Origin of the sequence: Brucella pseudintermedia (genome assembly GCF_008932435.1) — a bacterium.
GTDB classification, from domain to species: Bacteria; Pseudomonadota; Alphaproteobacteria; order Rhizobiales; family Rhizobiaceae; genus Brucella; species Brucella pseudintermedia.
Genome location: NZ_WBWE01000006.1, coordinates 197,764 through 223,739, shown reverse-complemented (window position 1 = coordinate 223,739; position 25,976 = coordinate 197,764). Strand labels below are relative to the sequence as shown.

The window sequence follows — 25,976 nt, the reverse complement described above, 5'->3', positions numbered from 1 at the left end:
CGCACGGAACGAGCGATAGACCATGGCCCAGAATATTTATGACCGCGACGATTTCTTCACCGCTTACAGCCAGCTGCCACGCTCGGTCCATGGATTGGAAGGCGCACCGGAATGGCCTTTTGTCCGCTCACTTCTGCCCGACCTGACAGGGCTTGATGTTGCCGATCTCGGCTGCGGCTTCGGCTGGTTTTGCCGCTTTGCCCGCGAACAGGGCGCCGCCTCCATCATCGGCTACGATCTTTCGGAAAATATGCTCGAACGCGCGCGCCGCGACACGCAGGATGACGCTGTTCGCTACGTGCAGGCGGATATGGACGAGCTGACGCTTCCAGAAGCGGGCTTCGATCTCGTCTATAGCTCGCTCGCCTTTCACTATATTCGCGATTTCCCGCGTCTTTTGAAAACGATCCATGCGGCCTTGCGGCCGGAAGGCCGTTTCGTATTCACGATTGAGCATCCAATCTTCATGGCGCCACTGACGCCGGGCTGGATTGAGGATCAGCAGGGCCAGAAATGCTGGCCTGTCGATCATTATGCCGTGGAGGGCGAGCGGCGAACCGACTGGCTGGCCGAGGGCGTCATCAAGTATCACCGCCGTCTCAGCACCACGGTCAACGCGCTGATCGAAGCCGGGTTTTCCATTCACCAACTGGAGGAATGGCGTCCGTCGCCAGAGCAGATCGAAGCATGGCCGGCCCTGTCGGAGGAAATGGAGCGGCCTATGTTGTTGATCATCTCCGCTAGCGTGGCTTTGAATCCCAAATTCGTTCACGGCGCTGCTCCCAAGTGATGCGAATTTCGAATTCGCCACACTAGCCGACAGACAGCTTGACCCGCCACATTTCACGCTCTTTATAGGGAGGGGCGGGACACGAATCAGACTGGCGAGGAGAAACCATGGACGTGTTGCGCATTGCTGCCTTTTCGCAAGGCAATCAGGGCGGCAATCCCGCCGGAGTGCTGATTGCCGATCACCTGCCCTCCCCGCACGACATGCAGAAAATCGCCAAGGATGTCGGTTTTTCCGAAACCGCCTTTGCCGCGCCGGAAGGCGATAGCTGGCGCGTTCGTTATTTCGCCCCGGAAATGGAAGTCCCGTTCTGCGGCCATGCCACCATTGCTCTTGGCGCTGCATTGGCCATGCGTGAAGGCGACGGCCGTTTCGCACTCAGGCTGAACAATGGCGATATCAGCGTCGATGGCCGCAAGGAAGGCGAGCTGTTCGCGGCGAGCCTGCAATCGCCGCCAACCCGCCAGCGTGCGGCCAACGACGCGGAAGTGGAGCAGGCTTTGGCACTGTTCAGTTTCGAAAAGGACGATCTGGCGCCCGGTCTTGCGCCCGCGCTGATCCACGCCGGGGCGGACCATATCGTGCTTCCGCTTCGCTCACGCGAGAAGCTCGCTTCAATGCATTACGACATGGCGCGTGGGCGCACGCTGATGAACCGTCAGGGCTGGACGACGATCCTGCTCATCTATTCCGAGACGCCGAGACGCTTCCATAGCCGCAACCCGTTTGCCTCGGGCGGCGTTTACGAAGACCCGGCCACAGGTGCCGCGACCGCTGCCTTTGCCGCATATTTGCGCGACAGCGGCTGGCCGCATGGCGGTGAGATCGAGGTCTTTCAGGGCGAGGATATGGGCAGCCCGTCGCATCTGCGCGCGCAGATCGGCAATGAACGCGGCGGTTCCATTCGCGTTTCCGGCACCGCACGGCTGATGGAATAGAGCACGTCTCCCGAAAGTGGGAACCGGTTTCGGGATAAAGACATGCGTAATCACAAATAGATCCGCCGTAGCTCGTCACACGCGGACGAGCTGCTCCACCCGTTCCTCATTTCCGAAGAATTTCAGATAGCGCGCCACTTCCTTGGGATCGCCGGTCGCCTTTTGCGGATTGTCGGAAAGCTTGACTGCCGGGCGGCCATTGGCATCCGTCACCTTGCAGACCAGCGAGATGGCATTCAGCCCCTCGATTTCCTTCGGGGCGCAACCTGCGAAATCATTGGTGAGATTGGTGCCCCAACCAAAGCTCATGCGCACCCGCCCCTCGAAGTGACGATAGGTCTCCTCGATCGTATCCACGTCGAGCGCGTCGGAAAAGATCAGCAGCTTTTCGCGCGGGTCCTTGCCGCGCGACTTCCACCATTCGATGATGCGCTCGCCGCCCTCGATGGGCGGGGCGCTGTCCGGGCGGAAGCCGGTCCAGTCGGCAACCCAGTCCGGCGCATTGCGCAGGAAGGCAGCCGTGCCGAAGGCATCGGGCAGCACGATCAGGAGATTGCCGCCATAATAACGGTTCCAGTCCTGCAACACCCGATAGGGGGCCGAGCGCAGTTCATCGTCATTTTTGGCGAGCGCCGCCAGCACCATCGGCAATTCATGCGCGTTGGTGCCGAGTGCTTCGAGATCTGTATCCATGGCGAGCAGCACATTGCTGGTGCCGGTGAAGGCATCGCCGATGCCTTCCTTCAGTGCCTCGACGCACCAGCGCTGCCAGAGGAAGGAATGGCGGCGGCGGGTGCCAAAATCGGAAATCTTGAGGTCCGGAAGGCGGCGTAGGCGTTCGACCTTGCTCCACATCTTCGCCTTGGCGCGCGCATAGAGCACGTCGAGGGAGAACGGCCCGAGGTTTTTCATTGCCGCGCGCGAGCGCAGCTCGTTGATGATGGCAAGGGCTGGAATTTCCCACATGGTCGTGTGCGACCAGGCGCCATGGAAATGCAGCTCGTACTGGCCGTCCTTGCGGCGCAACTCATATTCCGGCAGCTGGAAATCATGCAGCCAGTTCAGGAATTCGGGCTGGAAAATCTGCTTGCGGCCATAAAAACTGTTACCCGCCAGCCAGATCATTTCCTTCTTGGAGAAGCGCAGCGTGCGGGCATGGTCGAGCTGCGCCCGCAATTCGCCCTCATCGATCTCATCGGCAAGGCGCACGGAGGTGGTGCGGTTGATGAGCGAAAAGGTTGCGTCCACTTTCGGATAAAGACCCCAGATCATCTGCAGCATCAAAAGCTTGTAGAAGTCCGTATCCAGAAGGCTGCGGACGATGGGATCGAGCTTCCATGCGTGATTGTAGACACGGCGCGCAATATCAGTCTTGGCCATGACGGCCTCCATTGCATGAACAGTACTGCAACCGCCCCGGACGAATTGCAGCAAAAGAAAGGCGGGTTTTTCACCCGCCTTTTTAGTCGTTTCACTTCTGTTTGGGAAGCTCCACGACGATTTCATGTTCGCCGTCCGGCTTGATCGGCACACCCTCTTCCGGCTTGCCAATCTTGCGGCCATTGAGCCTCACTGCCTTATCCTTGCCGCCAGCCACGACCTTGACGTGGTAGAGCGCTTCGCCGAACCGGAGTTCCGCTTCATAGCCGTCCCATTCCGGCGGCAGGGCCGGATCAAGATGCAGGCGGTCGCCGCGCTTGGTGACGCCGAGGATACCCTCCGTCGCAACGCGATAGAACCAGCCAGCGGAGCCGGTATACCAGGTCCAGCCGCCCTGCCCGCGACGCGGCTCGACCGAATAGATGTCGGCTGCGATCACATAGGGCTCGACGCGGTAGATATCCGGGTTGCGGCCATGGCTGACAGGGCTAATGAGCGAGAACAGTTTCCACGCTTCCGCAGTCTTGCCCATGCGGGCGAGCGCCAGAATGGCCCATGCCGCACCATGGGTGTACTGACCGCCATTCTCGCGAACGCCGGGCGGATAGCCCTTGATGTAACCCGGCTCCTGCACGGTTCTGTCGAAAGGCGGCGTGAAGAGGCGGAGCAGTTCGCCCTCCTCATCGAGCAGCCGTTTTTCGAGCGAGGCCATGGCCTGTTCGGCGCGCTTCGGATCGGCAACGCCCGACAGCACGCTCCACGACTGGGCGATAGCATCGATCTGACACTCGTCGCTGTCCTTCGAGCCAAGCGGCGCGCCATTGTCGTAAAAGCCGCGGCGATACCATTCACCGTCCCAGCCGTCGCGGTCGAGCGCCGCCGTCAGGCTTTCCAGATGGGCTTTCCAAATGTCGACGCGCTTCTTGTCCTTGCGGGCTTCGGCAATCGGGATGAACTTGCCGAGCGTATAGGCGAGGAACCAGCCGAGCCACACGCTCTCGCCCTCGCCCTTCACGCCGACGAGATTCATGCCGTCATTCCAGTCGCCGCCCAGAATCAGCGGCAGGCCGTGCTTGCCGGTGCGTGCGACCGCCAAGTCAAGCGCCAGGGCGCAATGCTCATAGAGGCTTGCCGTGTCCTTTGAGATTTCGGGCTCATAGAAGGCGTCGTGTTCACCCTCCTCAAGCTTGCGCCCTTCGAGGAAGGGCAGCTTTTCGTCGAGGATAGCACGGTCGCCCGTCGTCTCGACATAAAGCGATGTGCCATAGCCGAGCCAGACGACATCATCCGAGATCAGCGTGCGGACGCCTGCGCCCGTTGCAGGCAACCACCAATGCTGCACGTCGCCTTCCGGGAACTGGCGCGATGCGGCATTGAGGATCTGCGCGCGGGCCAGCGTCGGATCGATCAGCAGCAGCGACAGCGTGTCCTGCAACTGGTCGCGGAAGCCGAACGCACCGCTTGCCTGATAGAAGGCGGCACGCGCCCAGATACGGCAGGCGATTGCCTGATAAGGCAGCCAGCCGTTGACCAGAAGGTCGAAAGCCGGATCGGGCGTCTTGACCTGAACGCGGTCGAACAGGCCTTCCCACTGTTGCTTTGCAGCAGCAAGCCTGTCGCCGAACGAAACCTTGCGGGTCTCGTTGATCAGCGCTTTTGCCTGTCTCTGGTCCGCGGCATTGCCGAGCAGGAAGACGATTTCACGCGCTTCACCGGGCCCGACCTCAATATCGAGGGCAAGCGCCGCGCACGGGTCGCGGCCTGCTTCGACCGTGCCCGAAAGCGCCTTGCCAGCCAGCACGACCTCCGGCCTGTCCACCGAACCGGTGGTGCCGATGAACTCGCTGCGGTCGGCGGTGACGGATTGCGGCTTCTCGGTTGCGGCGAAGAACGCGATCTGCCCGGACTTGTCGGGATGATACGGATTGCCTGCAAAGAGCGCGCCCAGCTCCTCGTCCTGCGACGGCACGATGAACGGCACATTCTTGGCGCGGGCATTGCCCAGCACCCATTCGACATAGCCGTAGACGCGCAGCTTGCGCTTGGAGCGGCCCTTGTTGGTGACGGTCAGGCGCGAGAGGCGCACCGGCTTGTCCGCATCCACGATGTGGGTGAGGTCAAGCGCCAGCTCGCCATGCTGCGCCCCGAAGCTCGAATAGCCGTGGCCATGACGCGCTTCATAGGTCACCGCCTCGTCGCGCAGCACGCTTGCGGTTGGCGCAAAAGTGCGGCCCGTTTCACGGTCGAGGATATAAATCGCCTCGCCCGGACGGTTCGTGACCGGATCGTTCGCCCATGGGGTGAGCTGATAATCGCGGCTGTTGCCTGCCCAGGTGAAGGCCGAACCTTCCGCGGAGACATGGAAACCGAAATTCGGATTGGCGATCACATTGATCCACGGATGCGGCGTGGTGGTGCGATTGTTGATGCGCACCACATAGGAGCCTTCCTCGGCAAAGCCGCCATAGCCGTTCCAGAAGCGAAGATCGTCACCGGACGGAGCCGGACGGTTCACCGCAGGCTTGACGGCGGGGCGGCGTTCTTCCGTTCCGCGTTCGATGGCGACGGGCGCGAGCCCGGCGGCTCCCAGCCCCTGAGCGGACATCTGTGCCGAAGCCTGACCGCCAATCGCGGTCTTGGCGTCGCGCGCGGCCAAATCAACGGTGATTTCCTCGCTGCGGCGCAACTGTTCGGCCAGCGAGCCGTTCTGTGCGTGCATGACGATGCGGGCCGAGGCCAGCAGCGTGTTGTAGCTTTCGTCGCTCATCTGGTCGCGGCGCACCGCGAAGATGTGCGGCTGGCCGCCGCCACGGGCGCGAAACCCTTCGACGATCCAGTCGATGGCGCGCTGCGTGTCCTGCGCATAGGAGAAGGCGCGCTCGTTGACCGCAACGACATCGACGGTGAGGCCCTTCGAGCGCCAGTATTCCTGCGCGCGCAGCACACCACGCAACACGTCAAGATCGGCTTCATTGTCGATGCGCAGCGCGAAGATCGGATAGTCGCCCGAAATCGACATCGGCCAGAGGTCGGACTGCTTGCCGAGGCCGCTGGCGATGGTTTCCGGCGGCTGGCGCAGCGTCCGCTCGGGATAAAGCAGATAGGCGGCCACCTTCTGGTAATCCGCAGCTTCCGCGGGCTTGATGCCGATATGATAGAGCTGCACCTGCGAACTGGTCCACGACAGGGAATATTCGCGCGCAAAGGTTTCGGGGTGACGATGGGTCGCCACGGCATGTTCCACCGCATCGCGGCTTCCGCCTGCGAAGGTCCAGAAAACGAGGCTCACCTTTTTATGCGCCGGAACGCGGACGCGGGTGCGCACCGAAGCAATCGGGTCGAGCACGCAGCCCTGACTGCCGGTGAACTTGGCGCCCGGATCGAAGGCAGCCGCATCGCGCAGGCTGCGGCCGCGCCCGACAAAGGCACGGCGGTCGGTTTCGACTTCCGTCTCGCGGATCGAGCCGGAAAGATCGGTCACGAAATGCGCGACATGAATATCGGGATCGGACGGCCCGCGCTTGCGGCGTTTGGCATAGATGGTCGAACCGTTATCGGAGATTTCGGTTTCCACGAACATCTTGGCAAAGGCCGGGTGGGCGGCATCGCTGTCGCTGTCGGTCAGCACCAGTTCCGCATAGGAAGTGACCTCGATCATGCGGTCGCGGGCCGACGTGTTGATGATGTCGAGCCTGCGGCCTTCACCATCGGATTCCGACGACACGATGACTTCCATGACGGTCTTGATATCACCGGCGGTCTTGTAGAACTCCGCCTTGTCCTCGGTGAAGACTGTCTTGGTTTCCTCATCCGGATTGCGCACCGGCTCGCCGGTCGCCGACCACCAGTAGCCGCTTTCCATGTCGCGCAGGAACAAGAACGTGCCCTGAAGGTCTTCCGACGCATCGGCGTGGAAGCGGGTGATGTCCCAATTGTGCCAGCGGCTGTAGCCAGAGCCATTGGCCGTCACCATCAGCGCATATTGGCCGTTCGACATCATATGCGTGGTGCGCGGTGCCTTGAACGGCTTGTCGACGATCCGCATCGGCGCGTCGTCGAAACCGCCGGAATCCACCCGCATCGGGTTTTCCGTCTTGGCATAGATCATCGGGATTTCGCGCGGGGCCTTTTCCTGCAGCAGCAGCTCGGCGGCCTCGATCACCGGATCATTATGAAAACGCTCACGCATCCGGCCTTCGAAGATCACGTTGTTGACCGCAATGATCGACATGCCATGATGGTGGGCATAGTAGTTCTTCACGACCGCACAGGTTTCACCTTCGCGAACACGCGACGGAGTGAAGTCCACCGAATCGTGGAAGCCGTAGCGCCCGAGCGCGCCGAGCTTGGCAAGGCGCTTGAGGTTGGCGACGGCTGCGGCAGGCTGGTATTGCGCGGCAAGCAGGCTCGCATAAGGCGCAATGACCGCATTGCGCGACAGGCCGCGCTGCAGGCCGAGATTGGGCACGCCGAAGTTCGAATATTGATAGTTCATATGCGCGTCGCGCGCATTGAACGCCGCTTCCGAAATACCCCATGGCAGGCCGCGCGAGGTCGCATAGTCGATCTGGCGCTGCACCACGAGCTTGTTGGTCTGGTCGAGCAGGGAACCGAGCGGCTCGGACATGACCAGCGGCGGCATCAGATATTCGAACATCGAGCCGGACCAGGAGAGCAGAGCGCCCTTCCAGCCCACCGGCACCAGAAGACGGCCAAGCTTGAACCAATGTTCGACCGGCACGTCGCCCTTGGCGATGGCAAACAGGCTCGCCAGACGCGCTTCCGATGCGAGGAGATCGTAGCAGCTTTCGTCCAGCTCGTTTTCCTGCACGCGGAAACCGATGGAGAGAAGGCGGCGTTCCTTGCGTTCCAGGAAGCCAAACTGCATGTCGAATGCCAGCTGGCGCGAACGGGTGGCGAGATCGCGCAGGCGCTCGCGCAGCGCATCCGTGTCATGCTCGCCGATGGAATCGTCCGTATGCGCCTTGCAGGTATCGACCAAAATGCGCGCCCATTCCACGGCTTCGGCGCTTGCAGGCGTTTCGATTTCGCTATCGAGTTCGTCCATCAGACGAACGATGTCGGTCGCGAAAAGCGACAGGTTGATGGTGCGGAAGGAGGCCGTTTCCGGCTCGTCCTTGATGGACAGCACGGCACGGCGGAAATTGGCGATCCGCTCTTCCAGACGGCGGCGCAACGGACGCAGAATCCGGCGGTCGTCCGGGATTTTCGCGATGGATTCTTCAAGGATGTCGTTGACATCGAGAATGCCGTCCAGATCGCCCTGCATGTAGACGGATGGCGCTTCCGCCCATTCTTCCAGCGCCGACGACAGCGTGACCAGATGGCCGGCGAGATTGCCGCTGTCCACGGCAGACACATAGAGAGGCCGCATCGGCGTCAGCGTGTCGGTCTCGTACCAGTTGTAGAGATGGCCTTGGTATTTCTCCATCTTTTCGAGCGTCGTCACCGTCGCCGCGATGCGATCCAGCGTTTCGCCGAAGCCGATCCAGCCGAAATCGCGAGCGGCTATGACCGACAGGAGATAGACGCCGATATTGGTCGGCGAAGTGCGCTGCGCGACAATCGGCGCCGGGTCTTCCTGGAAGTTGTCCGGCGGCAGATGGTTGTTTTCCTCGTTCGCAAACTCGGCGAAATAACGCCAGGTCCGGCGCGCATAGCGGCGCAGGTCGGACTTGTCGGAAGAAAGCACTTCCAGCGTGTCCTGCGGCTTGGCCGAGCGGCTGACCAGCCAGGCGATCAGCGGCGAGGCGAACCAGATGACCGCAAAAGGTGCGGCGATCAGCGCGGCGTGGCTTTCAGCGGCAAGGGGGAAGAAGATCGCCAGTCCCGCAATGGCCATCGCGGGCCACATGAGCTGGAAATAGAACAGCAGCGTATCGGGCGAGGTTCTTGCCTGCGCCGCCGTGCGCCATTCCAGAAGATTGCGGTGGGAGACGAACAGGCGATAGACGGTGCGCGCAATGGCGTCCGCCATCAGGAAGGCCGAATGGGCGATGAAGGTGGTGCGCAGCGCCACATCCGCCGTGCCGAGCGCAATGTCGGTCAGCACCGACTGCGCATGGCCTTTCAGCGAATAGTCCATGTTGCGCGGAATGAGATTGGTGACGATGCCGAAGGTCGGCGCCACGAACATGGAAAGGATGAGGAAGCCCTGCCAGACGGCGGCGGGCCCGATCGGCAGCACACTCCAGCCGACAACGGCCGCGACCAGCCACAGGATCGGGTTGAGCGAGCGGCGAAGATTGTCGACCATCTTCCAGCGCGTGATGGCGCTGACACCGGCATTGGTCGAGAACAGCCATGGCAGAAGCTGCCAGTCGCCACGCGCCCAGCGATGGTGGCGCGAAACGTCGACATTGTAGCCGGTCGGATAATCCTCGACCACCTCGACATCGCTGACGAGGGCCGCGCGCGCATAGCCGCCTTCCAGAAGGTCGTGGCTGAGCAGCGTGTTTTCCGGCACGCGGCCCTTGAGCGCCGACTCGAAAGCATCGATGTCGTAAAGGCCCTTGCCGGTGAAGGTGCCTTCGCCGAGCAGGTCCTGATAGGTGTCGGATACGGCAAAGACGTAAGGATCGATACCGCGATTAACCGAGAAGACGCGCTGCAGGAACGAGGCTTCGTCGCCGGTGGTGAGCGAAGGCGTGACGCGCGGCTGGAGGATGCCATAGCCGCGGATGACCTTGCCGGTCTTTTCGTCGATGACCGGGCGGTTCAGCGGATGGCTGAGCTTGCCAGCAAGATGCGTGACAGATTCCGGCGTCAGACGCGTATCGGCGTCCAGCGTCATCACATATTTGATTTCCTTCGGCAGGCGCTCGTCCGGCGGGAAGAAGCTCGTATCCTGATCCCCGCGCAGAAGCAGGTTCAACTCATGCAGCTTGCCGCGCTTGCGCTCCCAGCCCATCCAGCAATTCTGCTTCTCGTTGAACAGGCGGCGGCGGTGCAGAAGGAAAAAGCGCGGCTGGTCGTCGCCGGTATAGTGCTCGTTGAGCTTGGCGATTTCCTCACGCGCATATTCGTAGATTTCCATATCCGCAGGCGTGATCTCGTGCTTCGCATCGGTCCAGTCGCTGACCAGCGCGAAGTAGATTTCACCACGCGGATTGGTGAGATAATGCACTTCGAGATTGCGAATCTGCTCATCGATGGAATCACGCGAGGTGATGAAGGTCGGCACCGCGACCAGCGTGCGCGCCTCTTCAGGCAGGCCATCCTTATATTCAAAACCGATGAGGCGCGTCGGCTGCACGAACCACGGCACCAGCGCATTGAACAGCGAATAGGACGCATCCATCGCCGGGAAAAGCGCCAGCAGCGTGAAGAGCGTGCGCAGGTCGGTCGAAAGACCGGCGCGGATCATGCAATAATTGACGAGCAACAGAATGAGGATCGTGAAGATCGCCGTCGGAATGAACAGGCCCCAGAGGCCAAGCCCGCGATAGAAACGCAGCGCCCAGACGCCGAAAGGCGCCTTGTAACCGCAGACCCGTTCCAGCTCCTTGCGGCCTTCGCCGGACAGGTAATAGGCGATTGCGCCCTTGCCTTCGGCTTCCGGATGGCCCGCCTTTTCAGCGCGGTGGCCGTCTTCCGCCAGCTTGAGCGCGGCCCATGTGATATCGATTTCGCTCATGTCCGAATAGCGGGCGAGCTTTTCGATGGTGACGCGGTAGGCATTGCGGGAGCGGAAATCCAGAAGTTCGAAATCGCTGTGGTCGCGCAGGATCGCGTCGACCTCGTTGACGGTCTCGAACCATGTTTCCCAGTCCACATCGTCGATGGACTTGAGCGACCGGATGACATTGCCCATCGTCACGCCGCCGGTGGACTGGCGGGCATGTTCCTCGACGATAGCGTCTTCGGGGTTGCTGCCTTCCTGTTCCAGAATCCGTTCCAGCCAGTGGGCGGCTGCGGTGGTATCGGTGGAAGCCGAGCGCAGGCGATAAAGAAGATGGGTCGCGAACGTGCTGTCGCGGGCTGCATCGGCATATTGCGCCAGAACCGAATCCAGTTCAGCCCCATCCGCCGCAACCACGATGCGGTCAGCCGCGGTATTGGCAAGATTGCGCATGATACGCGCGCGGTCGACGCGCAGCGCCAGACGCCGCGCATTCTCGATCAGGAAATAGCGCACCGCGGAAGGCAGCGCCCACAATTCACCGATCTTCAGCGGCTCGACGGTCTGGAAACCCTTGACGATGGCCGTCAGGGTCTTCAGCGAGAAATTGCTGTCCGTATGCGCGACATAGAGCCAGGCCAGCGCGAAAATACGCGGCATGCCCTCATAGTTTTCGGACGGCGCCTTGTAGAGCGGCAACTGGCGAATGAAGCGGCGCGGCAGGTCGCGGCGGGCCTGCTGCACGTTCTTGTCGATCTGGTAGTGATTGTCGAGCAGCCATTGCGCGGCTGGCGTAATGGTTTCGCCGGCGCGCGAAGCGGCGTCGGAGGCGCGATAGGCGTGCAGGATCAGCTTGCCGTTTTCTGACAGGCGCTGATCGAACGGGAAGGCAATATAGCCCGGCAGCGGAATGTCTTCCCCCCGCGCCACGGCAGCGGCGAGCGCGCCAAGTTCTTCCTCGGTCTTGTAGAGGGCCCGGATGGGCGACGGCTGTTCAGGCGGAATCCGGCCCGATGCATCGGGTTCGCTGGATTTGGGCTCCATCGAAGGCTGCTGCATCGGCGATTTATTCTCGGTAGAGGTTGATTTGGAGAGCGAAGAAGACAATTCCGGCATCTGCCTTAACAGCCTTTCCGAAGGAAATGAGTTATATGCGGCGGGTGGATACTGACATTAGTCCAAATTTTCATTTCAGGGAAACGGCAGTATCCGTGATCGGTTCCCTGAATGTCGGGCGCATTTGGCCAAAATGCGACGGCGCAATGTGCTGATATTCAAACCGTTTAAATCGCAACGCACAATTCTTTCCGCCCATTAATGTTGCGTTATGAAACACCCCGTTTCCTGCAACCCTAACATATTGAAAATAAAAATAATACCACCGCAGGTAACCCGCCGGGAAATTTCGGTGCGGACAGGCGCCGATCCGTCGATACGTAAAGGCCCGGCAGGCTCGCGGGGGTCGCCGCACACCTGCCGGGCCTTGTCTTTGAATAGACCGGCACTTCACTCCAAAGTGACGATCAGGAACCTGCTCCCGAACCGGTATCGCCTGCCGGAAAAACCTTCCAGTAACGCGGACGGAACGCGATGCGACTCTTTTCCGCGGCTGGATGTTCGGCGGGAATTTCGATCTCGACCCGCTCGCGCGCGCCGCCTACTTCCAGTTCGACACGCCGCTTGCCGCCCGAACGGCGGCTTGCGACCACCGTGCCAGCGATGCAGCCGCCGCAACCATCCAGCAATTCGACATCGTGCGGACGGAAGAAGAGCTGCGCGTCGCCGTCTGCTACGCCGCCTTCGACGGTCAGGCCGATATTGCGGTCCACCAGCCAGATCTCGCCTTTTTCAACCCGGACCGGAAGCGTGCTGGACTCGCCAATGAAGCCATAGACGCCGGGGGAATTCGGATTGTCATAGACCTCATCCGGGGTGCCCACCTGCTCGATACGGCCCTGACTCATTACTACCACGCGGTCGGCAAGCTCCAGCGCCTCGTCCTGATCGTGGGTCACGAAAACGGTGGTGTGGCCGGTCTTGTCGTGGATCTCGCGCAGCCAGCGGCGCAGTTCCTTGCGCACCAGCGCATCGAGCGCGCCGAACGGCTCGTCGAGAAGCAGGACTTTCGGTTCGATGGCCATGGCGCGGGCCAAAGCAACGCGCTGGCGCTGTCCGCCGGAAAGCTGCGCCGGATAACGCTTTTCCAGCCCCTGCAATTGCACGAGATCGAGCAGCTCCAGCGCGCGGCTGCGAATAGCGTCGCTCGAAGGGCGCGTCGCGCTCGGGCGCACCTTGAGGCCGAAGCCAATATTGTCCGCCACCGTCATATGGCGGAACAGCGCATAATGCTGGAAGACAAAACCGACATTGCGCTCCTGCACGCTCTTCTGCGATGCGTCCTCGTCACCGAAAAAGATCGTGCCCTCAGTCGGCGTTTCCAATCCGGCAATGAGCCGCAAAAGCGTGGTCTTGCCGGAGCCGGAAGGCCCGAGCAAAGCGATCAGCTCGCCGGAACGAATATCCAGCGAGACATTATGCAACGCCGGGAAGCGAGCGAACTCCTTACGCACACCGGCAACACGAACTTCCATTCCCAATCCTTTCCCCTGCCGCCTAGCGGCTATGCTTATTCAAATGTTAGTGCCCGTTTCCGCTGCCGGCCAGTTCATCGCCATAGCGCAATTCGAGCGCCGTCTTGATGGCGAGCGTCAGCAGCGCCAGAAAAGCCAGGAGCGACGCCACCGCGAATGCACCGACGAAGTTATATTCGTTGTAGAGAATTTCCACATGCAGCGGCATCGTATTGGTGAGACCGCGAATATGTCCAGAGACGACGGAAACCGCGCCAAACTCACCCATCGCACGCGCATTGCAGAGCAGAACGCCATAGAGCAGCCCCCATTTGATATTGGGCAGCGTCACATAGCGGAAGGTCTGCCAGCCATTGGCCCCGAGCGAAATCGCCGCCTCCTCGTCGCCGGTTCCCTGTTCCTGCATCAACGGGATCAATTCACGCGCGACGAAGGGAAATGTGACGAACACAGTCGCCAGCACAATGCCCGGAACGGCGAACAATATCTCGATCCCATGCCGCGACAGCCACGGGCCGAGCAGGCTGTGACTTGAGAAAAGCAGCACGAAAACGAGGCCGGAAATGACCGGCGACACGGAAAAAGGCAGGTCGATCAGCGTGGTCAGCAGCGCCTTGCCCCTGAATTCGAACTTGGCGATTGCCCACGCCGCGGCAATGCCGAAGACGAGGTTGAGCGGAACCGCAATGGCCGCGACCAACAGTGTGAGCCTTATCGCAGCCCAGGCGTCCGGCTCGACCAGCGCCGCCAGATATTCGCCGGCGCCCTTGCGGAAGGCTTCCACGAAGACCGCAATGACCGGCAGGATGAGAAAGAGGGCCAGAAAAGCCAGCGCCAGAGCAATCAGCGTAATGCGTGTGCCCAGGCTCTCGGTGACGGCGCTCCGGCCTTCTCGGGGCGCGGAAGAGGCAGGTTCATTCGCCATGACCATATTTCCTCCGTGTCCATGCCTGGATGAGATTGATGAAAAGCAGCATCGCAAAGGAAAGCGCCAGCATCACCGTGGCAAGTGCTGTCGCCCCGGCATAATCATATTCCTCAAGCTTGATGACGATCAGAAGCGGCGCAATTTCCGAGACATAGGGCGTGTTGCCCGCGATGAATATGACCGAGCCATATTCGCCGACCCCGCGCGCGAAGGCGAGCGCGAAGCCGGTGAGGATGGCCGGTTGCAGGCTTGGCAGCAGCACCCGCCAGATGGTCTGGAACCGCGAAGCGCCGAGCGTTGCGGCTGCCTCTTCCACCTCGCGGCTGATTTCCTCCATGATCGGCTGCACCGTGCGCACCACGAAGGGCAGGCCGATGAAGATCAGCGCGATGACGATACCCGCCCGTGAAAAGGCAATGCGGATACCGAAGGGGGTCAGCAGGCCGCCGACCCAGCCATTCGGCGCGTAGATCGCGGCAAGTGCGATACCGGCCACAGCCGTCGGCAGCGCAAACGGTATATCGACAATCGCATCGACGAAGCGGCGGCCCGGAAAGCGATAGCGCACCAGCACCCATGCAAGAATGACGCCGAAGACGACATTGACCAATGCCGCGATGAAGGCGGTGCCGAAGCTCGTTTCAAGCGCCTTCAAGGTGCGCTCGTCGGTGACGAGACGCCAGAAGCCGAGAAATCCGGCTTCGGTGGAGCGCAGCACCAGGGCTGCAAGCGGAATGAGGATGAGAAGGGTCAGATAGGCAACACTGAAGCCGAACGTCAGCCCGAAACCGGGAATGACGCTCGGCTTTCTGAAGTGCGACCCTGCTCTGGCCCGTGCAGGGAGCGAAGACATGCGCTGGTTTGTTCCCTCTTCAGTATTTGATATTACTGATTGCTCTCGGTTTCCGGATTATTTTGCCGGCTTGTAGAGCTGGTCGAACGTTCCTCCATCGCCAAAATGATAGGGCTGTGCCTTGGCCCATCCCCCGAAAATGGGATCATCGATCGTCACCAGCGTCAAGTCAGGCAACTTGCGCTGCTTGTCGGCCGGGATGACATCAGGTTTCGACGGACGGTAGAAATGCTTGGCGGCAAGGGCCTGCCCTTCCGGCGAGTACAGATATTCGAGATAAGCCTGCGCGACCTTGGTCGTGCCGTTTTCCTCGGCATTCTTGTCCACGACCGCGACCGGCGGTTCGGCCAGAATGGACTGCGGCGGAACGACGATATCGAATGCGTCCTCACCAAATTCCGCGACCGAAAGATAGGCTTCGTTTTCCCAGGCCAGCAGCACATCGCCCAACTGGCGCTGCACGAAAGTGGTGGTCGAACCGCGCGCGCCGGTGTCGAGGACCGGCACATGACGGAACAGCTCGCCGATGTAATCCTTGATCTTCTGCTCGTCACCGCCGTATTGCTTGTAGGCCCAGGCCCATGCGGCGAGGTAGTTCCAGCGCGCACCGCCGGAAGTCTTCGGGTTCGGCGTGATGACCTCGACGCCGTCCTTCACCAGATCGCCCCAATCCTTGATGCCCTTGGGATTGCCCTTGCGCACGAGGAAGACGATGGTGGACGTATAGGGGGCCGAATTGTTGGGCAGGCGCTTGCGCCAGTCCTTGTCGATCTTGCCCGAAAGTTCTGCAATCGCGTCAATATCGCTTTCGAGCGCCAGGGTCACCACATCGGCCTTGATGCCGTCGATCACCGAACGCGCCTGCTTGCCCGATCCGCCATGGGATGCGCGAATGGTGACGGTTTCGCCGGTTTCCGCCTTCCAATGGGCGGCAAAGGCGGCGTTGTATTCCTTGTAGAGTTCACGCGTCGGATCATAGGACACGTTGAGAAGCGTCTGGTCGGCAAAGCTTGGCCCGACCGTTCCGGCCAGCGAAGCCGCAGCCACCAATGCCGCCAAAGTGAGCGAAAATCTCGATATCTTCATGACCGCCTCCATGTTTCATTGGTCAAGACAGTATCAGAGCTCTTTGACGACAGGATGCCACAAGCCGGTCGTTATTTGAAACGACTTCGAAAAATCCGCGCAGTTTTGACGAGATTTCGAGGATAATTTTTTCGCCGGCAGGTCGAAACATCCCGGCGACAGCATCATTAACTCATTGGGCCGGTGCCGGTATTGCGGAAGACGCGGAAGCGCCGCTCGCGGTCAATCCAAGCTCGGGCTGCTTCGGCTCGTTCCAGCCCATGAAATTGTAGACCGCATAGCGCAGGACACCGATTTCCTCGTGAAGCGCCACATCCGTCGCCAGAAAATACAGGGCCGTCGAAGACAGGTTGGTATGGGACCCCGTCAGATAGCCGGCGGCGACCGGCTCCGGCTTCACGCCGAAATGCGCCAGATAGAGAAGATCTCGGGTCATCATCGGTGCAGCCTGCAATAAAACAACCTTCGCTGGCTTGATATCACGCAGGATCGCGGCCACGTTTCTGGAATTCTGCCAGCTGTTGCGGCTCGTTTCGTCCAGCAGGATGGAAGCCGGATCAATCCCCGCCTTTTCAAGCTGCATGGCGATGGCCACAGCCTCGGAAATGCCGGTTCCGCTCATATCCGCGCCGCTGGCGATAAACTTGCAGCTAATCCGCCTGTCGACGCACTGGCGGTTCATGGCAGCAGCCGCCAGAAGCGGCCCATAGGAGAAAGCAAGAGGCTCAACCGCTTTTCGCCCGCGCTCGTCAACGGCCTGCGTTCCCATGCCGAAGATGATGAAGGCGGTATTATCTTCAAGCGGCGTCTGCAATTGCGACGAATAGGGCGATTGCAAGCGGTTCATCAGATAGTCGGGGACAATGGCTGAAGCAATCCCCCCATAAAGAAGGACGGCAAGGCCGATCAGGACAATCCCCGTCTTGCGCCATTTGAAACGGAAAAGGACTAAACCGGCAACAGCAAAGGAAACTATGATATTAATCGCCATGAAAAATCACCCGAACTCAATATAATATTTTATATATCGGCACATTTGCGATATAATTGAACGCGTTGCTTGAAAACAACCCCAAGAATTTCGGGAATATCGACCTGTTTGTTATGAGAAGCGTCCGTGCACCCGTGCTGCAGGGGTGAGGCCCGGACTGGGGTTGCGGGGGCAAGTGTTCATCCGGGCCTCGGCCAGTCTCGCGACCGGCAGGTAACAACGGACGAAATCGATTTCGGTTGCACAGAATCCCGACAGGCAACGAATATTTTTTTGCTTTCATTTGCAGGCCCTTCGGGAGTTCTTCGTTCGAACTTGAACCGCGCAGTCGAAGAGCTATTCTTCCACATCCATTGGCTGACCAGAGGATTTTTACCATGGCATTTGACAAACGCTATTTCGGCACGCTTGTCGCGATTATGGCAGGCCCGGCACTGCTTGCGGCATCTTCTCTTTCCGTCAAGGCAGAGGAGGCGAATGCGATCGAGCGGGTCGATTACATCTGCGAACGCGGGGTCGTCGTACCCGTCACCTATATCCGCAAGGGCAGCGCCCCCGGATTTGCGGTCCTCGACGCCGAGGGCAAGATGGTCGCGATGCAATGGCACGACAGCCTGAAGAAATATGTCGCCGTCGATGAGCAGGACAGCTACCGCTGGAGCGACAATGACGGTCAGGCTGTGCTGAGTCATCTTGAAGCCGATCACACCGCCAAGGAGGTGACGCTTCTTTCGGCCTGCCGTTCGGACGATGCGGAAGAATAGGAGATCCCGCTAGGGGACGAGATAGTGCCGGTCCCACTGGTCCTGAGGCACTTCATCGCCAATATCATAGCGGAAGGATACGATATTGATGTGATCCTTGTCTGTCTTGCAGACGAAAGACAGCCTGTACCAGTGCTCACGGCTGCGGAATGCCGCGCCATCAGCCTTGATGGAGTTTTTCTTGGTCACCGGATCCGAAAAGGCGTAGGCCAGAACCTTGTCTACGGAAAACTTGCCCTGTTCCCGCGTGATGCGCTCCATGGCTTCCACGTCACAACGCTGCTCAAGGCGGGTCGCCGGGTCGAGTTTTTCAAGCTGGGCTTTCTCGGAGGCATTCATGGCGAAGGACGGGAAGATCGCCAGACCGAAGGAAAGGAAACCGGCCAGAGCGGACGCAGGCAACACAACGGACATGCATTTCATCGGACTTTCGGGAACTCCTCGCACGCAAAATATTGGCCGCAATAATAAGCATGATTTGCAGCCATGTCTGGATTATCACCGGAAAGTTACCGGCGGCCAACAGCAAAGCTGCCGTTGGCGAAATTCGTCCCCCGAATAAGCGCTGTCGCGCTTCCTGCTTTTAACGGAATCGTCGGGACGGCTCTTTTGGCTCGAAAATGGACTATTATGCGCCGCTCCGATCCCCCCCTTCCACATAGATGCGGTTGCGACCGTTCTTTTTGGCGGCATAGAGGAGTTTATCGGCCTTGTCGACCGCTTGCCAGACGCCTCCCTGCTCCGGCGGGCGGACGCAGCCGATGCTGCATGTGACGCTGGTTTCCTTTGACAGTCGTTGGAAATGGTGCGCTTCGATATTGCGGCGCCCCCCCTCCATAAGCTGGAAAACATTATCGGTCTGCATTTCACGAATGCAGATCACGAATTCCTCGCCGCCCGTGCGGGCAATCAATGAGTGCTCGCCAAGGAGCCTGCGCAGGATCCCTGCGAATTCTTGCAGTACCGCGTCGCCTGCCGCATGGCCGTAGGCATCGTTTACCGCCTTGAAGTAGTCGATATCGCAGACGGCGATCCAGCCTGACGCGCCTTTGTTCGCCTGCGAAAGGGCGCTGTAGCGCATTTCCAGTCCGCGCCGGTTAAGAAGCCCTGTCAGGGGATCGCTGTCGCGCTCTTGGGAAAGCTCGCCAATACGGTCATGTCCGGCCGCCGCCAGCAAGGCGAAACCGGTCAGAACCGCGGCGATGGCCGTGGAAAACACCGTCCATTGCCAGAAGTCGGTCATGGCGAAATTGCCGCCATCGACTTCGGCAAGCAAGGAAGGCGCGGTCAGAAGCGTGCGCGGCACCAGTTGCAACGCCGCCAGAACGAGCATGGCCAGCAATAGCTTGTCCACCAGCGGGCCCTTGGACAAACGCCGCGCCTGCCATGCAAAAGAAAGAATCAGCGTCGCCATGCCGAGATTGAGCACGTAGACGCGGGCCAGAAGATTGGACTGGACGTAGCAGAAATACCAGATCCCGCCGACGATGAGTGCGAAGCTCAGAATATAGAAAGCGGGGGTCAGGCGCAGGCCGCTGCGCTGCAAGATACCGTAGCCGCCAACCAGCGTGCCGCCCACGTAGAACGCGGCTGAAAGCACGGTGTTCAGCCCGTCATTGGCGGGAAAATTGCCAAGTTGGACCAGCATTGCAAGACCGATCAGCAGGAAACAGGTTCCGCAGGATACAAGAAAACGGCGCCCACGGTCGGACAGCCACGCCGTGAAAAAGGCGAGTGAGAACAAAAGAAGGACGGCGGGAAGTACGAATTTCATTTAAACCAGATGCGCAATTTGCAGTTTCAATAAGATTTCTTATTGCGTCCTCTCGTGAAAAATACAATTCAGTAAATCAATTCGTTTTATGAAACGGCAGACATCGGCCTGTCTGGTCGGTCTCCCTCTCCCGCCATGCTTTCGCTCTTGATTTCATCGGGCGCTCCGTGCTTGTAACCTGCAAACAGTGCTGCCACATGCGCTATCATGCGCGTCATGCGGCCCCGTCGCGAAAGGAAGAGACATGAAGCCCGTTTTCCTGCAACTGCAGTGCACGCCCGGCAAGACCTACGAAGTTGCCGATACGCTGTTTCAGCGCGAAATCGTGTCCGAGCTTTATTCCACCAGCGGCGAGTTCGACCTTCTGGCCAAGATTTACATTGCCGAGGATCAGGACATCGGCAAGTTCATCGCCAAGAATGTCCTCGACATTCCCCACATCGTTCGTTCGCTGACCACGCTGACCTTTACCGCTTTCTGACAGTGCTCCTGAAAGCTGCCAGCGGGCGGCCTGAAGCTGTCAAGGAACCGGTAAAGGTTTGATTCACCATTAACGCATTATCATGCCGGGAAAAGGAACCTCTGCTTGCGCTCGCGCATTTGTTGCGTGATGGGCTTACCTCGAAAAGGGAGGCAGCGAGACAAGTGATGAACGATCTTGGACATCGGCGGGTGTTGGTGGTGGAGGACGAGGTTTTCGTCGCCCTCGACGTCGCCGCGACTGTCGAGGATGCGAACGGAACCGTTCTCGGCCCAGTCGGCACTGTCCGGCAAGCGATTGACATCATCAACCGCAACGAAATCGACGCCGCCATTCTGGACGTGAATCTTGCCGATGGCGATGTGGAAGCGGTGCTGGACCGGCTGAAAAGCCGCGATGTCTTCGTGGTCATCCACACAGGCGGCGGATTGCCCGCCCGTCTGGCGGACCGCTACCCGGAAGTACCGGTTTTCCAGAAGCCTATCCCGCCATCCGTGCTGACGCGCACGCTGGCCTCCGCCCTTGCCTCGCATCTGGTCTGACGAGGCGGGATGCAGCCGACCTTTCCCGATTTCGCAACCGTACTGAAGGAAGTCGAGGCTGATCAGCCACCCGCAGACGGCATGCGCGGCCCGCAATTCGGATTTGCTTCCGCTGTTTTTTCCGCCGACCTGCCGGACCTGCCGGCATCCCCTCGCCAGCCCGACGATCTGGAGCGCCTGTTCGACATTGGAAGCCTGCCGGAACCGGCTCCCGATCCGGAACACGAACGGCAGGCAATTGCCGCGCGCATGCAAAGCCAGTCGCCGGATGCGATCCGCCGCGAGCTTGACCTTCAGCCGGGCCTGAAACGCGCCGAACTGCAGCGCCGCCGCCGCAGCTTTGCCGCCAGCAATCACCCCGACCGCCTGCCCGAAGAATTTCGATCCGCCGCCGAACAGCGGATGAAAACCGCGAATGCCCTGCTGGACAGTGCAATGGCCAGCGCCCGTTCTTAAATCCAAGCAATTTCCTTACGTTTTTGCCGTAAAATCTTTTGCCTTATAACAATAACGTGCTAGATTGCCTTGTCTGTGCCTGCGAAAGCTGTCGCACGCCGGAACCCTTTCCGTTGTCCGCAAGCCTGCAAATGGACCAGTCCCTGGGAATATGGGGCAATTTGCGCTTTGCTCTGCGGGGGCGGTTCTGTCATAGCGGTTAGAATTAGAATAGTTCCTAAAAGGTTTGAAAATGCCTCCTTATCGTTCGCGTACAACCACCCACGGTCGCAACATGGCCGGCGCGCGCGGCCTATGGCGCGCCACCGGCATGAAGGATGAGGATTTCGGCAAGCCGATTATTGCCGTGGTGAACTCGTTCACGCAATTCGTGCCCGGCCACGTGCACCTGAAGGATCTCGGCCAACTCGTCGCACGCGAAATCGAAAGCGCTGGCGGCGTGGCGAAGGAATTCAACACCATCGCGGTCGATGACGGCATCGCCATGGGCCATGACGGCATGCTCTATTCGCTCCCCTCCCGCGAACTCATCGCCGACTCGGTCGAATATATGGTCAATGCGCACTGCGCCGATGCGATGGTCTGCATTTCCAATTGCGACAAGATCACGCCAGGCATGCTGATGGCGGCACTTCGCCTCAATATCCCGGTCGTGTTCGTTTCGGGCGGACCGATGGAAGCAGGCAAGGTCGTCTGGGACGATCAGGTCAAGAAGCTCGACCTCGTCGATGCGATGGTTGCCGCGGCCGACGATCATTACACCGACGATCAGGTCAAGGCCATCGAGCGCTCCGCCTGCCCGACCTGCGGTTCGTGCTCGGGTATGTTCACTGCCAATTCGATGAATTGCCTCACCGAAGCGCTCGGCCTGTCGCTGCCGGGCAACGGTTCGACGCTCGCCACCCATGCCGACCGCAAGCGCCTCTTTGTGGAAGCCGGCCATCTGGTTGTCGATCTGGCTCGCCGCTATTACGAGCAGAACGACGAAAGCGTGCTGCCGCGCTCGATTGCGAGCTTCCCGGCTTTTGAAAACGCCATGACGCTCGATATTGCCATGGGCGGCTCGACCAATACGGTCCTGCATCTGCTTGCCGCCGCGCAGGAAGCGGAAATCGACTTCACCATGGCCGATATCGACCGCCTGTCGCGCCGCGTGCCGGTGCTGTGCAAGGTCGCCCCTGCCGTCGCCAATGTGCATATGGAAGACGTGCACCATGCGGGCGGCATCATGGGCATTCTCGGCCAGCTCGATCACGCGGGCCTGCTGACCACCGACGTTCCGACCGTGCACAGCGAAACGCTGGGCAAGGCACTCGATCATTGGGACGTGACGCGCACCAACAGCGAAATGGTGCACAAGTTCTATTCGGCGGCACCCGGCGGCATCCCTACACAGGTTGCCTTTTCTCAGGAACGCCGTTTCGATCATGTCGATACCGACCGCGAGAAGGGCGTCATCCGCTCCAAGGAACATGCCTTCAGTCAGGACGGCGGTCTGGCCGTGCTTTACGGCAATCTGGCCGAAGACGGCTGCATCGTGAAGACGGCAGGCGTGGATGATTCCATCCTGAAATTCTCCGGCCCTGCCCGCATCTTCGAAAGCCAGGATTCGGCTGTGCTCGGCATTCTGAACGGCAAGATCAAGCCGGGCGACATCGTGCTGATCCGCTATGAAGGCCCGCGCGGCGGCCCCGGCATGCAGGAAATGCTCTACCCGACCAGCTATCTGAAATCGAAGGGGCTGGGCAAGGCTTGCGCGCTTGTCACTGACGGGCGTTTCTCGGGCGGCTCATCGGGCCTTTCGATCGGCCACGTCTCGCCGGAAGCAGCCGAAGGCGGCACGATCGGTCTGGTACGCGAAGGCGATATCATCGATATCGACATTCCGAACCGCAAGATTCATCTGGCTGTGGACGATGCGACGCTTAGCCAGCGCCGCGCCGAGCAGGATGCAGCAGGCTGGAAGCCAGCAGAGGAACGCAAGCGCAAGGTTTCCACCGCGCTGAAGGCTTATGCCTCCATGGCAACCAGTGCCGCCAAGGGCGCGGTCCGGAAACTGCCGGATTGATAGTTTGAATGAGAAAAAAGGGCCTTAAGGCCCTTTTTCAGATATGTTATTGGCTCGCAGGATATTCCATAGTTGTTCCAATACCATCAGGCGCTGGCCAGGTTCTTACCCCGCATGCATTGTCAACGGGATCACCAAATGGAAGATCATACTTTTTGGCCTCGTAAACACCCACTACGTGAAGTGGATAAAACGTGATATCTGTAGTAGAAACTTGATCACACGGATCATCTGTTCCTTCCACCCATGAAATCATGTTCTTAAAATACGCAGCCCCTTGAGCAACCTCTATTGTTCCGATTTCTTTATTATCGATAATTTTTCCGTCTCCATCAGACACTTCAACCGTACCTGCAACAACAATATGATACTGACCTCCGCTTATAATCTTTGCATTTAGCTTGTATGTATAGCCTTCATGCGTAGGAAGATCTATTGCGCAAGTAACACCCTCTTCCGCGTCCGCACCTTTGCTACAAGTATCGCTTTTTCCAACTCCATCTTTCCCAAAGTATGAAAAATGCGCTTGCCCAGGATATCCTTGCGAAAGCTGAGTCGGGTTAACTCCTATGTACATAACCCCGACATCGCCGCCCAGTAATTTTAGCAAATCAAACTGCGTAGCGACAAACTTCGTACCACGAGGAGACTCTTTAATTTTATTAAAAGTAAAAGAACTATAAATATTAATCACGCCGCCGTTGTTGTCATCCGGCATTACATTTGCGTCATAACTAATATTAATATAATTTCCATGGTTGTTTGGCGGGAAATAACCACCCTCTTTTGCCTCACCATAAGACATGCCAGCCAAAGCAAAAAAGAACAAAAACAATATACTTTTAGTTGAAAATTCCATTCTATCCCCAAAATTTAAGTTAATAAAAAAATATTATGCTAATTTTACAATTATTAAACTGTAATAAGAGACAGGATACTTAGAGCATTTCCTGTTTTTCCTGAATCATTCGAAATGCTCTATCTATTTGTTTTCAGGCACGTCTTTACCCCAAAAACCGGTTCCCGCTTTTGGGAGACATGCTCTAGAAAAGCTACAACAGGACCTCAGATCATCAATCCAAGAATAATATCTCCAATACTATTTCCGAAGCACCTTCTCCACCGCAGGCATCAGATCGTTCTTCACTGACTCCGGCGTAAACGGCCCGACATGTTTGTAGACGATTTTGCCTGTCTCATCAACGAGGAAGGTTTCGGGCACGCCGTAGACGCCCCATTCGATGGCTGAGCGTCCGGCGCGGTCGGCGCCGACGGCGGCAAAGGGATTGCCGAGGTCGCCGAGGAAGCGGCGCGCATTTTCCGGCTGGTCCTTGTAATTGAGGCCAACCACGCGGATGCGCGCGTCCTTGGCGATTTCCATCAACAACGGGTGTTCCTGACGGCAGGGGACGCACCATGATCCCCAGACATTCACCAGCGTCAGCTTGCCCTTAAAATCTTCGCTGTTGAGGCCCGGAACAGGCACGCCATCGCGCACCAGACCTTCGACAGGCGGCAGGTTCGTCTGCGGAGCCTGCTTGCCGATCAGCGCGGACGGTATCGTCGTATTGTCCTTGCCCGACAGAAGCTGCACCGCGAACACCGCCGCCAGCCCGACGAAAATCGCCAGCGGCAGCAGGGCAACCCATGTGGCACGCTTTTTCGGCGCGGCGGGTTTTTCGGTCGTATCACTCATTGTGCCTTACCGGGGGATTTTGCGGAACGGCGGCGCACGCCCTGCGCTTCAAGCCGCTTCAATTCGTTTTTCTGGATGCGCTGATCGAGCAATATCCAGCCGATGGTGACGGCAAGCGCGGCAAGCGTGATGCCATAGGAGGCGAGAACGAAGCCAAGATGGTTCATGCTGCGCCTTTCTGTGCCTTGAGATTGCGATCTGCATTGCGGGCCGCAAGTTTCTTCATCGACGCCACGCGGCGACGCCAGATTTCATTGCGCATGGCCATCATGTGCAGCGTGAAGAACAGAAGCGAGAAGCCGATGGCCATCACGAAAAGCGGGCGCAGCATGGATGCATCGATGGTCGGGCCGTCCATGCGGAACACCGAAGCTGGCTGGTGCAGCGTGTTCCACCAGTCGACCGAAAATTTGATGATCGGGATGTTGATGAAGCCGACCAGCGTGAGCACGGCCACCGGCTTGGCGCTCTTTGCCGGATCGTCCATGGCGCGCGACAGCGCGATAATGCCGAGATACATCAGGAACAGCACGAAAACCGAGGTCAGCCGCGCATCCCACACCCACCATGTGCCCCACATCGGCTTGCCCCAGAGCGAGCCGGTGGCCAGCGCAAGCGCGGTGAAGACGGCGCCGAGCGGCGCGGCGGCGCGGATCGACACATCGGCCAGCGGATGCCGCCAGACCAGCGTGCCCAGCGCCGAAACCGCCATGATCGAGTAGCACATCATGGAAAGCCATGCGAAAGGCACATGGATATACATGATGCGGACCGTCATGCCCTGCTGGTAATCCTCCGGCGAAAGGAAGAAAACCATATAGAGCCCAACGGCCAATAGCAGCGCCGAAAGCCCGGCCAGCCATGGCAGCACCTTGCCCGCAAAGGCAAGGAACCGCGTGGGGTTGGCCAGATCGAGCCAGCTCGTGGTTTTAACCGCGTCTTTGGTCATGTCTTTTTCCATGGCCTCTATTTACCTGTCCCCCCTGTGCCGTTCAA

20 protein-coding genes are annotated in these 25,976 nt (G+C 59.3%); 7 read left to right on the top strand and 13 right to left on the bottom strand.

The features are described from left to right. Positions 1 to 22: 22 nt before the first annotated feature. Positions 23 to 790 (top strand): class I SAM-dependent methyltransferase, encoded by a 768-nt coding sequence (locus tag F9K78_RS10325; protein ID WP_121985765.1) that lies wholly within the window; start codon positions 23 to 25, stop codon positions 788 to 790. 107 nt (positions 791 to 897) lie between these two features. Further along, positions 898 to 1,728 (top strand): PhzF family phenazine biosynthesis protein, encoded by an 831-nt coding sequence (locus F9K78_RS10320; RefSeq protein ID WP_121985766.1) that lies wholly within the window; start codon positions 898 to 900, stop codon positions 1,726 to 1,728. A gap of 75 nt (positions 1,729 to 1,803) precedes the next feature. Here the strand turns inward: F9K78_RS10320 and pncB are convergent, their stop codons facing one another. The 7 genes from pncB to F9K78_RS10285 form a co-directional block, all read right to left on the bottom strand. Further along, positions 1,804 to 3,108 (bottom strand): nicotinate phosphoribosyltransferase, encoded by a 1,305-nt coding sequence (gene pncB / locus F9K78_RS10315; RefSeq protein WP_121985815.1) that lies wholly within the window; start codon positions 3,106 to 3,108, stop codon positions 1,804 to 1,806. Positions 3,109 to 3,199: 91 nt separating this feature from the next. Beyond that, positions 3,200 to 11,866 (bottom strand): GH36-type glycosyl hydrolase domain-containing protein, encoded by an 8,667-nt coding sequence (locus tag F9K78_RS10310; RefSeq protein ID WP_151682175.1) that lies wholly within the window; start codon positions 11,864 to 11,866, stop codon positions 3,200 to 3,202. A gap of 407 nt (positions 11,867 to 12,273) precedes the next feature. Then, positions 12,274 to 13,341, bottom strand: a complete 1,068-nt coding sequence (locus F9K78_RS10305; protein ID WP_121985768.1) for a sulfate/molybdate ABC transporter ATP-binding protein — start codon at positions 13,339 to 13,341, stop codon at positions 12,274 to 12,276. A 46-nt stretch (positions 13,342 to 13,387) separates the two neighbouring features. Beyond that, positions 13,388 to 14,272 (bottom strand): sulfate ABC transporter permease subunit CysW, encoded by an 885-nt coding sequence (gene cysW, locus F9K78_RS10300; protein ID WP_121985769.1) that lies wholly within the window; start codon positions 14,270 to 14,272, stop codon positions 13,388 to 13,390. Continuing rightward, positions 14,256 to 15,122 carry a sulfate ABC transporter permease subunit CysT gene (cysT, locus tag F9K78_RS10295; RefSeq protein WP_121980684.1) on the bottom strand — a complete coding sequence of 289 codons (867 nt, stop codon included), beginning with the start codon at positions 15,120 to 15,122 and terminating at the stop codon, positions 14,256 to 14,258. Before cysT ends, cysW begins: the two co-directional genes overlap by 17 nt. Before the next feature lie 57 nt (positions 15,123 to 15,179). After that, on the bottom strand, positions 15,180 to 16,208 hold the full coding sequence (locus F9K78_RS10290) for a sulfate ABC transporter substrate-binding protein (RefSeq protein ID WP_121985816.1): 1,029 nt from the start codon (positions 16,206 to 16,208) through the stop codon (positions 15,180 to 15,182). 172 nt (positions 16,209 to 16,380) lie between these two features. Further along, positions 16,381 to 17,199 (bottom strand): YdcF family protein, encoded by an 819-nt coding sequence (locus tag F9K78_RS10285; protein WP_121985770.1) that lies wholly within the window; start codon positions 17,197 to 17,199, stop codon positions 16,381 to 16,383. 377 nt (positions 17,200 to 17,576) lie between these two features. Here F9K78_RS10285 and F9K78_RS10280 point away from each other — a divergent pair, with 377 nt between their 5' ends. Then, complete coding sequence (locus F9K78_RS10280) at positions 17,577 to 17,963, top strand: hypothetical protein (protein ID WP_121985771.1); 387 nt, start codon at positions 17,577 to 17,579, stop codon at positions 17,961 to 17,963. Between the two features lie 9 nt (positions 17,964 to 17,972). Here F9K78_RS10280 and F9K78_RS10275 read toward each other — a convergent pair whose 3' ends face one another. Further along, positions 17,973 to 18,302, bottom strand: a complete 330-nt coding sequence (locus tag F9K78_RS10275) for a DUF930 domain-containing protein (RefSeq protein ID WP_235925407.1) — start codon at positions 18,300 to 18,302, stop codon at positions 17,973 to 17,975. Positions 18,303 to 18,591: 289 nt separating this feature from the next. Next, positions 18,592 to 19,737 carry a GGDEF domain-containing protein gene (locus F9K78_RS10270; RefSeq protein WP_121985772.1) on the bottom strand — a complete coding sequence of 382 codons (1,146 nt, stop codon included), beginning with the start codon at positions 19,735 to 19,737 and terminating at the stop codon, positions 18,592 to 18,594. Between the two features lie 244 nt (positions 19,738 to 19,981). Here F9K78_RS10270 and F9K78_RS10265 point away from each other — a divergent pair, with 244 nt between their 5' ends. From F9K78_RS10265 to ilvD, 4 genes are all read left to right on the top strand, one after another. Further along, entirely contained in the window at positions 19,982 to 20,218 is a 237-nt protein-coding gene (locus F9K78_RS10265; protein ID WP_121980680.1) for an Lrp/AsnC ligand binding domain-containing protein, read from the top strand. A gap of 167 nt (positions 20,219 to 20,385) precedes the next feature. Beyond that, positions 20,386 to 20,760, top strand: a complete 375-nt coding sequence (locus F9K78_RS10260) for a response regulator (protein WP_121980679.1) — start codon at positions 20,386 to 20,388, stop codon at positions 20,758 to 20,760. A 9-nt stretch (positions 20,761 to 20,769) separates the two neighbouring features. After that, complete coding sequence (locus F9K78_RS10255; RefSeq protein ID WP_121985773.1) at positions 20,770 to 21,216, top strand: hypothetical protein; 447 nt, start codon at positions 20,770 to 20,772, stop codon at positions 21,214 to 21,216. A 232-nt stretch (positions 21,217 to 21,448) separates the two neighbouring features. Beyond that, positions 21,449 to 23,284: a dihydroxy-acid dehydratase gene (gene ilvD, locus F9K78_RS10250; protein WP_121985774.1), complete on the top strand. Its 1,836-nt coding sequence runs from the start codon at positions 21,449 to 21,451 to the stop codon at positions 23,282 to 23,284. 46 nt (positions 23,285 to 23,330) lie between these two features. On the opposite strand, the gene F9K78_RS10245 is transcribed toward ilvD, so the two are convergent. From F9K78_RS10245 to F9K78_RS10230, 4 genes are all read right to left on the bottom strand, one after another. Next, positions 23,331 to 24,143: a hypothetical protein gene (locus F9K78_RS10245; RefSeq protein ID WP_121985775.1), complete on the bottom strand. Its 813-nt coding sequence runs from the start codon at positions 24,141 to 24,143 to the stop codon at positions 23,331 to 23,333. 240 nt (positions 24,144 to 24,383) lie between these two features. Beyond that, complete coding sequence (locus F9K78_RS10240) at positions 24,384 to 24,980, bottom strand: DsbE family thiol:disulfide interchange protein (RefSeq protein ID WP_121985776.1); 597 nt, start codon at positions 24,978 to 24,980, stop codon at positions 24,384 to 24,386. Then, the gene (ccmD, locus tag F9K78_RS10235) at positions 24,977 to 25,147 is read right to left on the bottom strand and encodes a heme exporter protein CcmD (RefSeq protein ID WP_121985777.1); all 171 of its coding nucleotides are present in this window, start codon (positions 25,145 to 25,147) and stop codon (positions 24,977 to 24,979) included. Before ccmD ends, F9K78_RS10240 begins: the two co-directional genes overlap by 4 nt. Beyond that, a complete protein-coding gene (locus tag F9K78_RS10230) occupies positions 25,144 to 25,929 on the bottom strand; it encodes a heme ABC transporter permease (RefSeq protein WP_162929744.1) in 786 nt (261 codons plus the stop codon). The genes ccmD and F9K78_RS10230 overlap by 4 nt, the downstream gene beginning before the upstream one ends. Between the last annotated feature and the right edge of the window lie 47 nt (positions 25,930 to 25,976).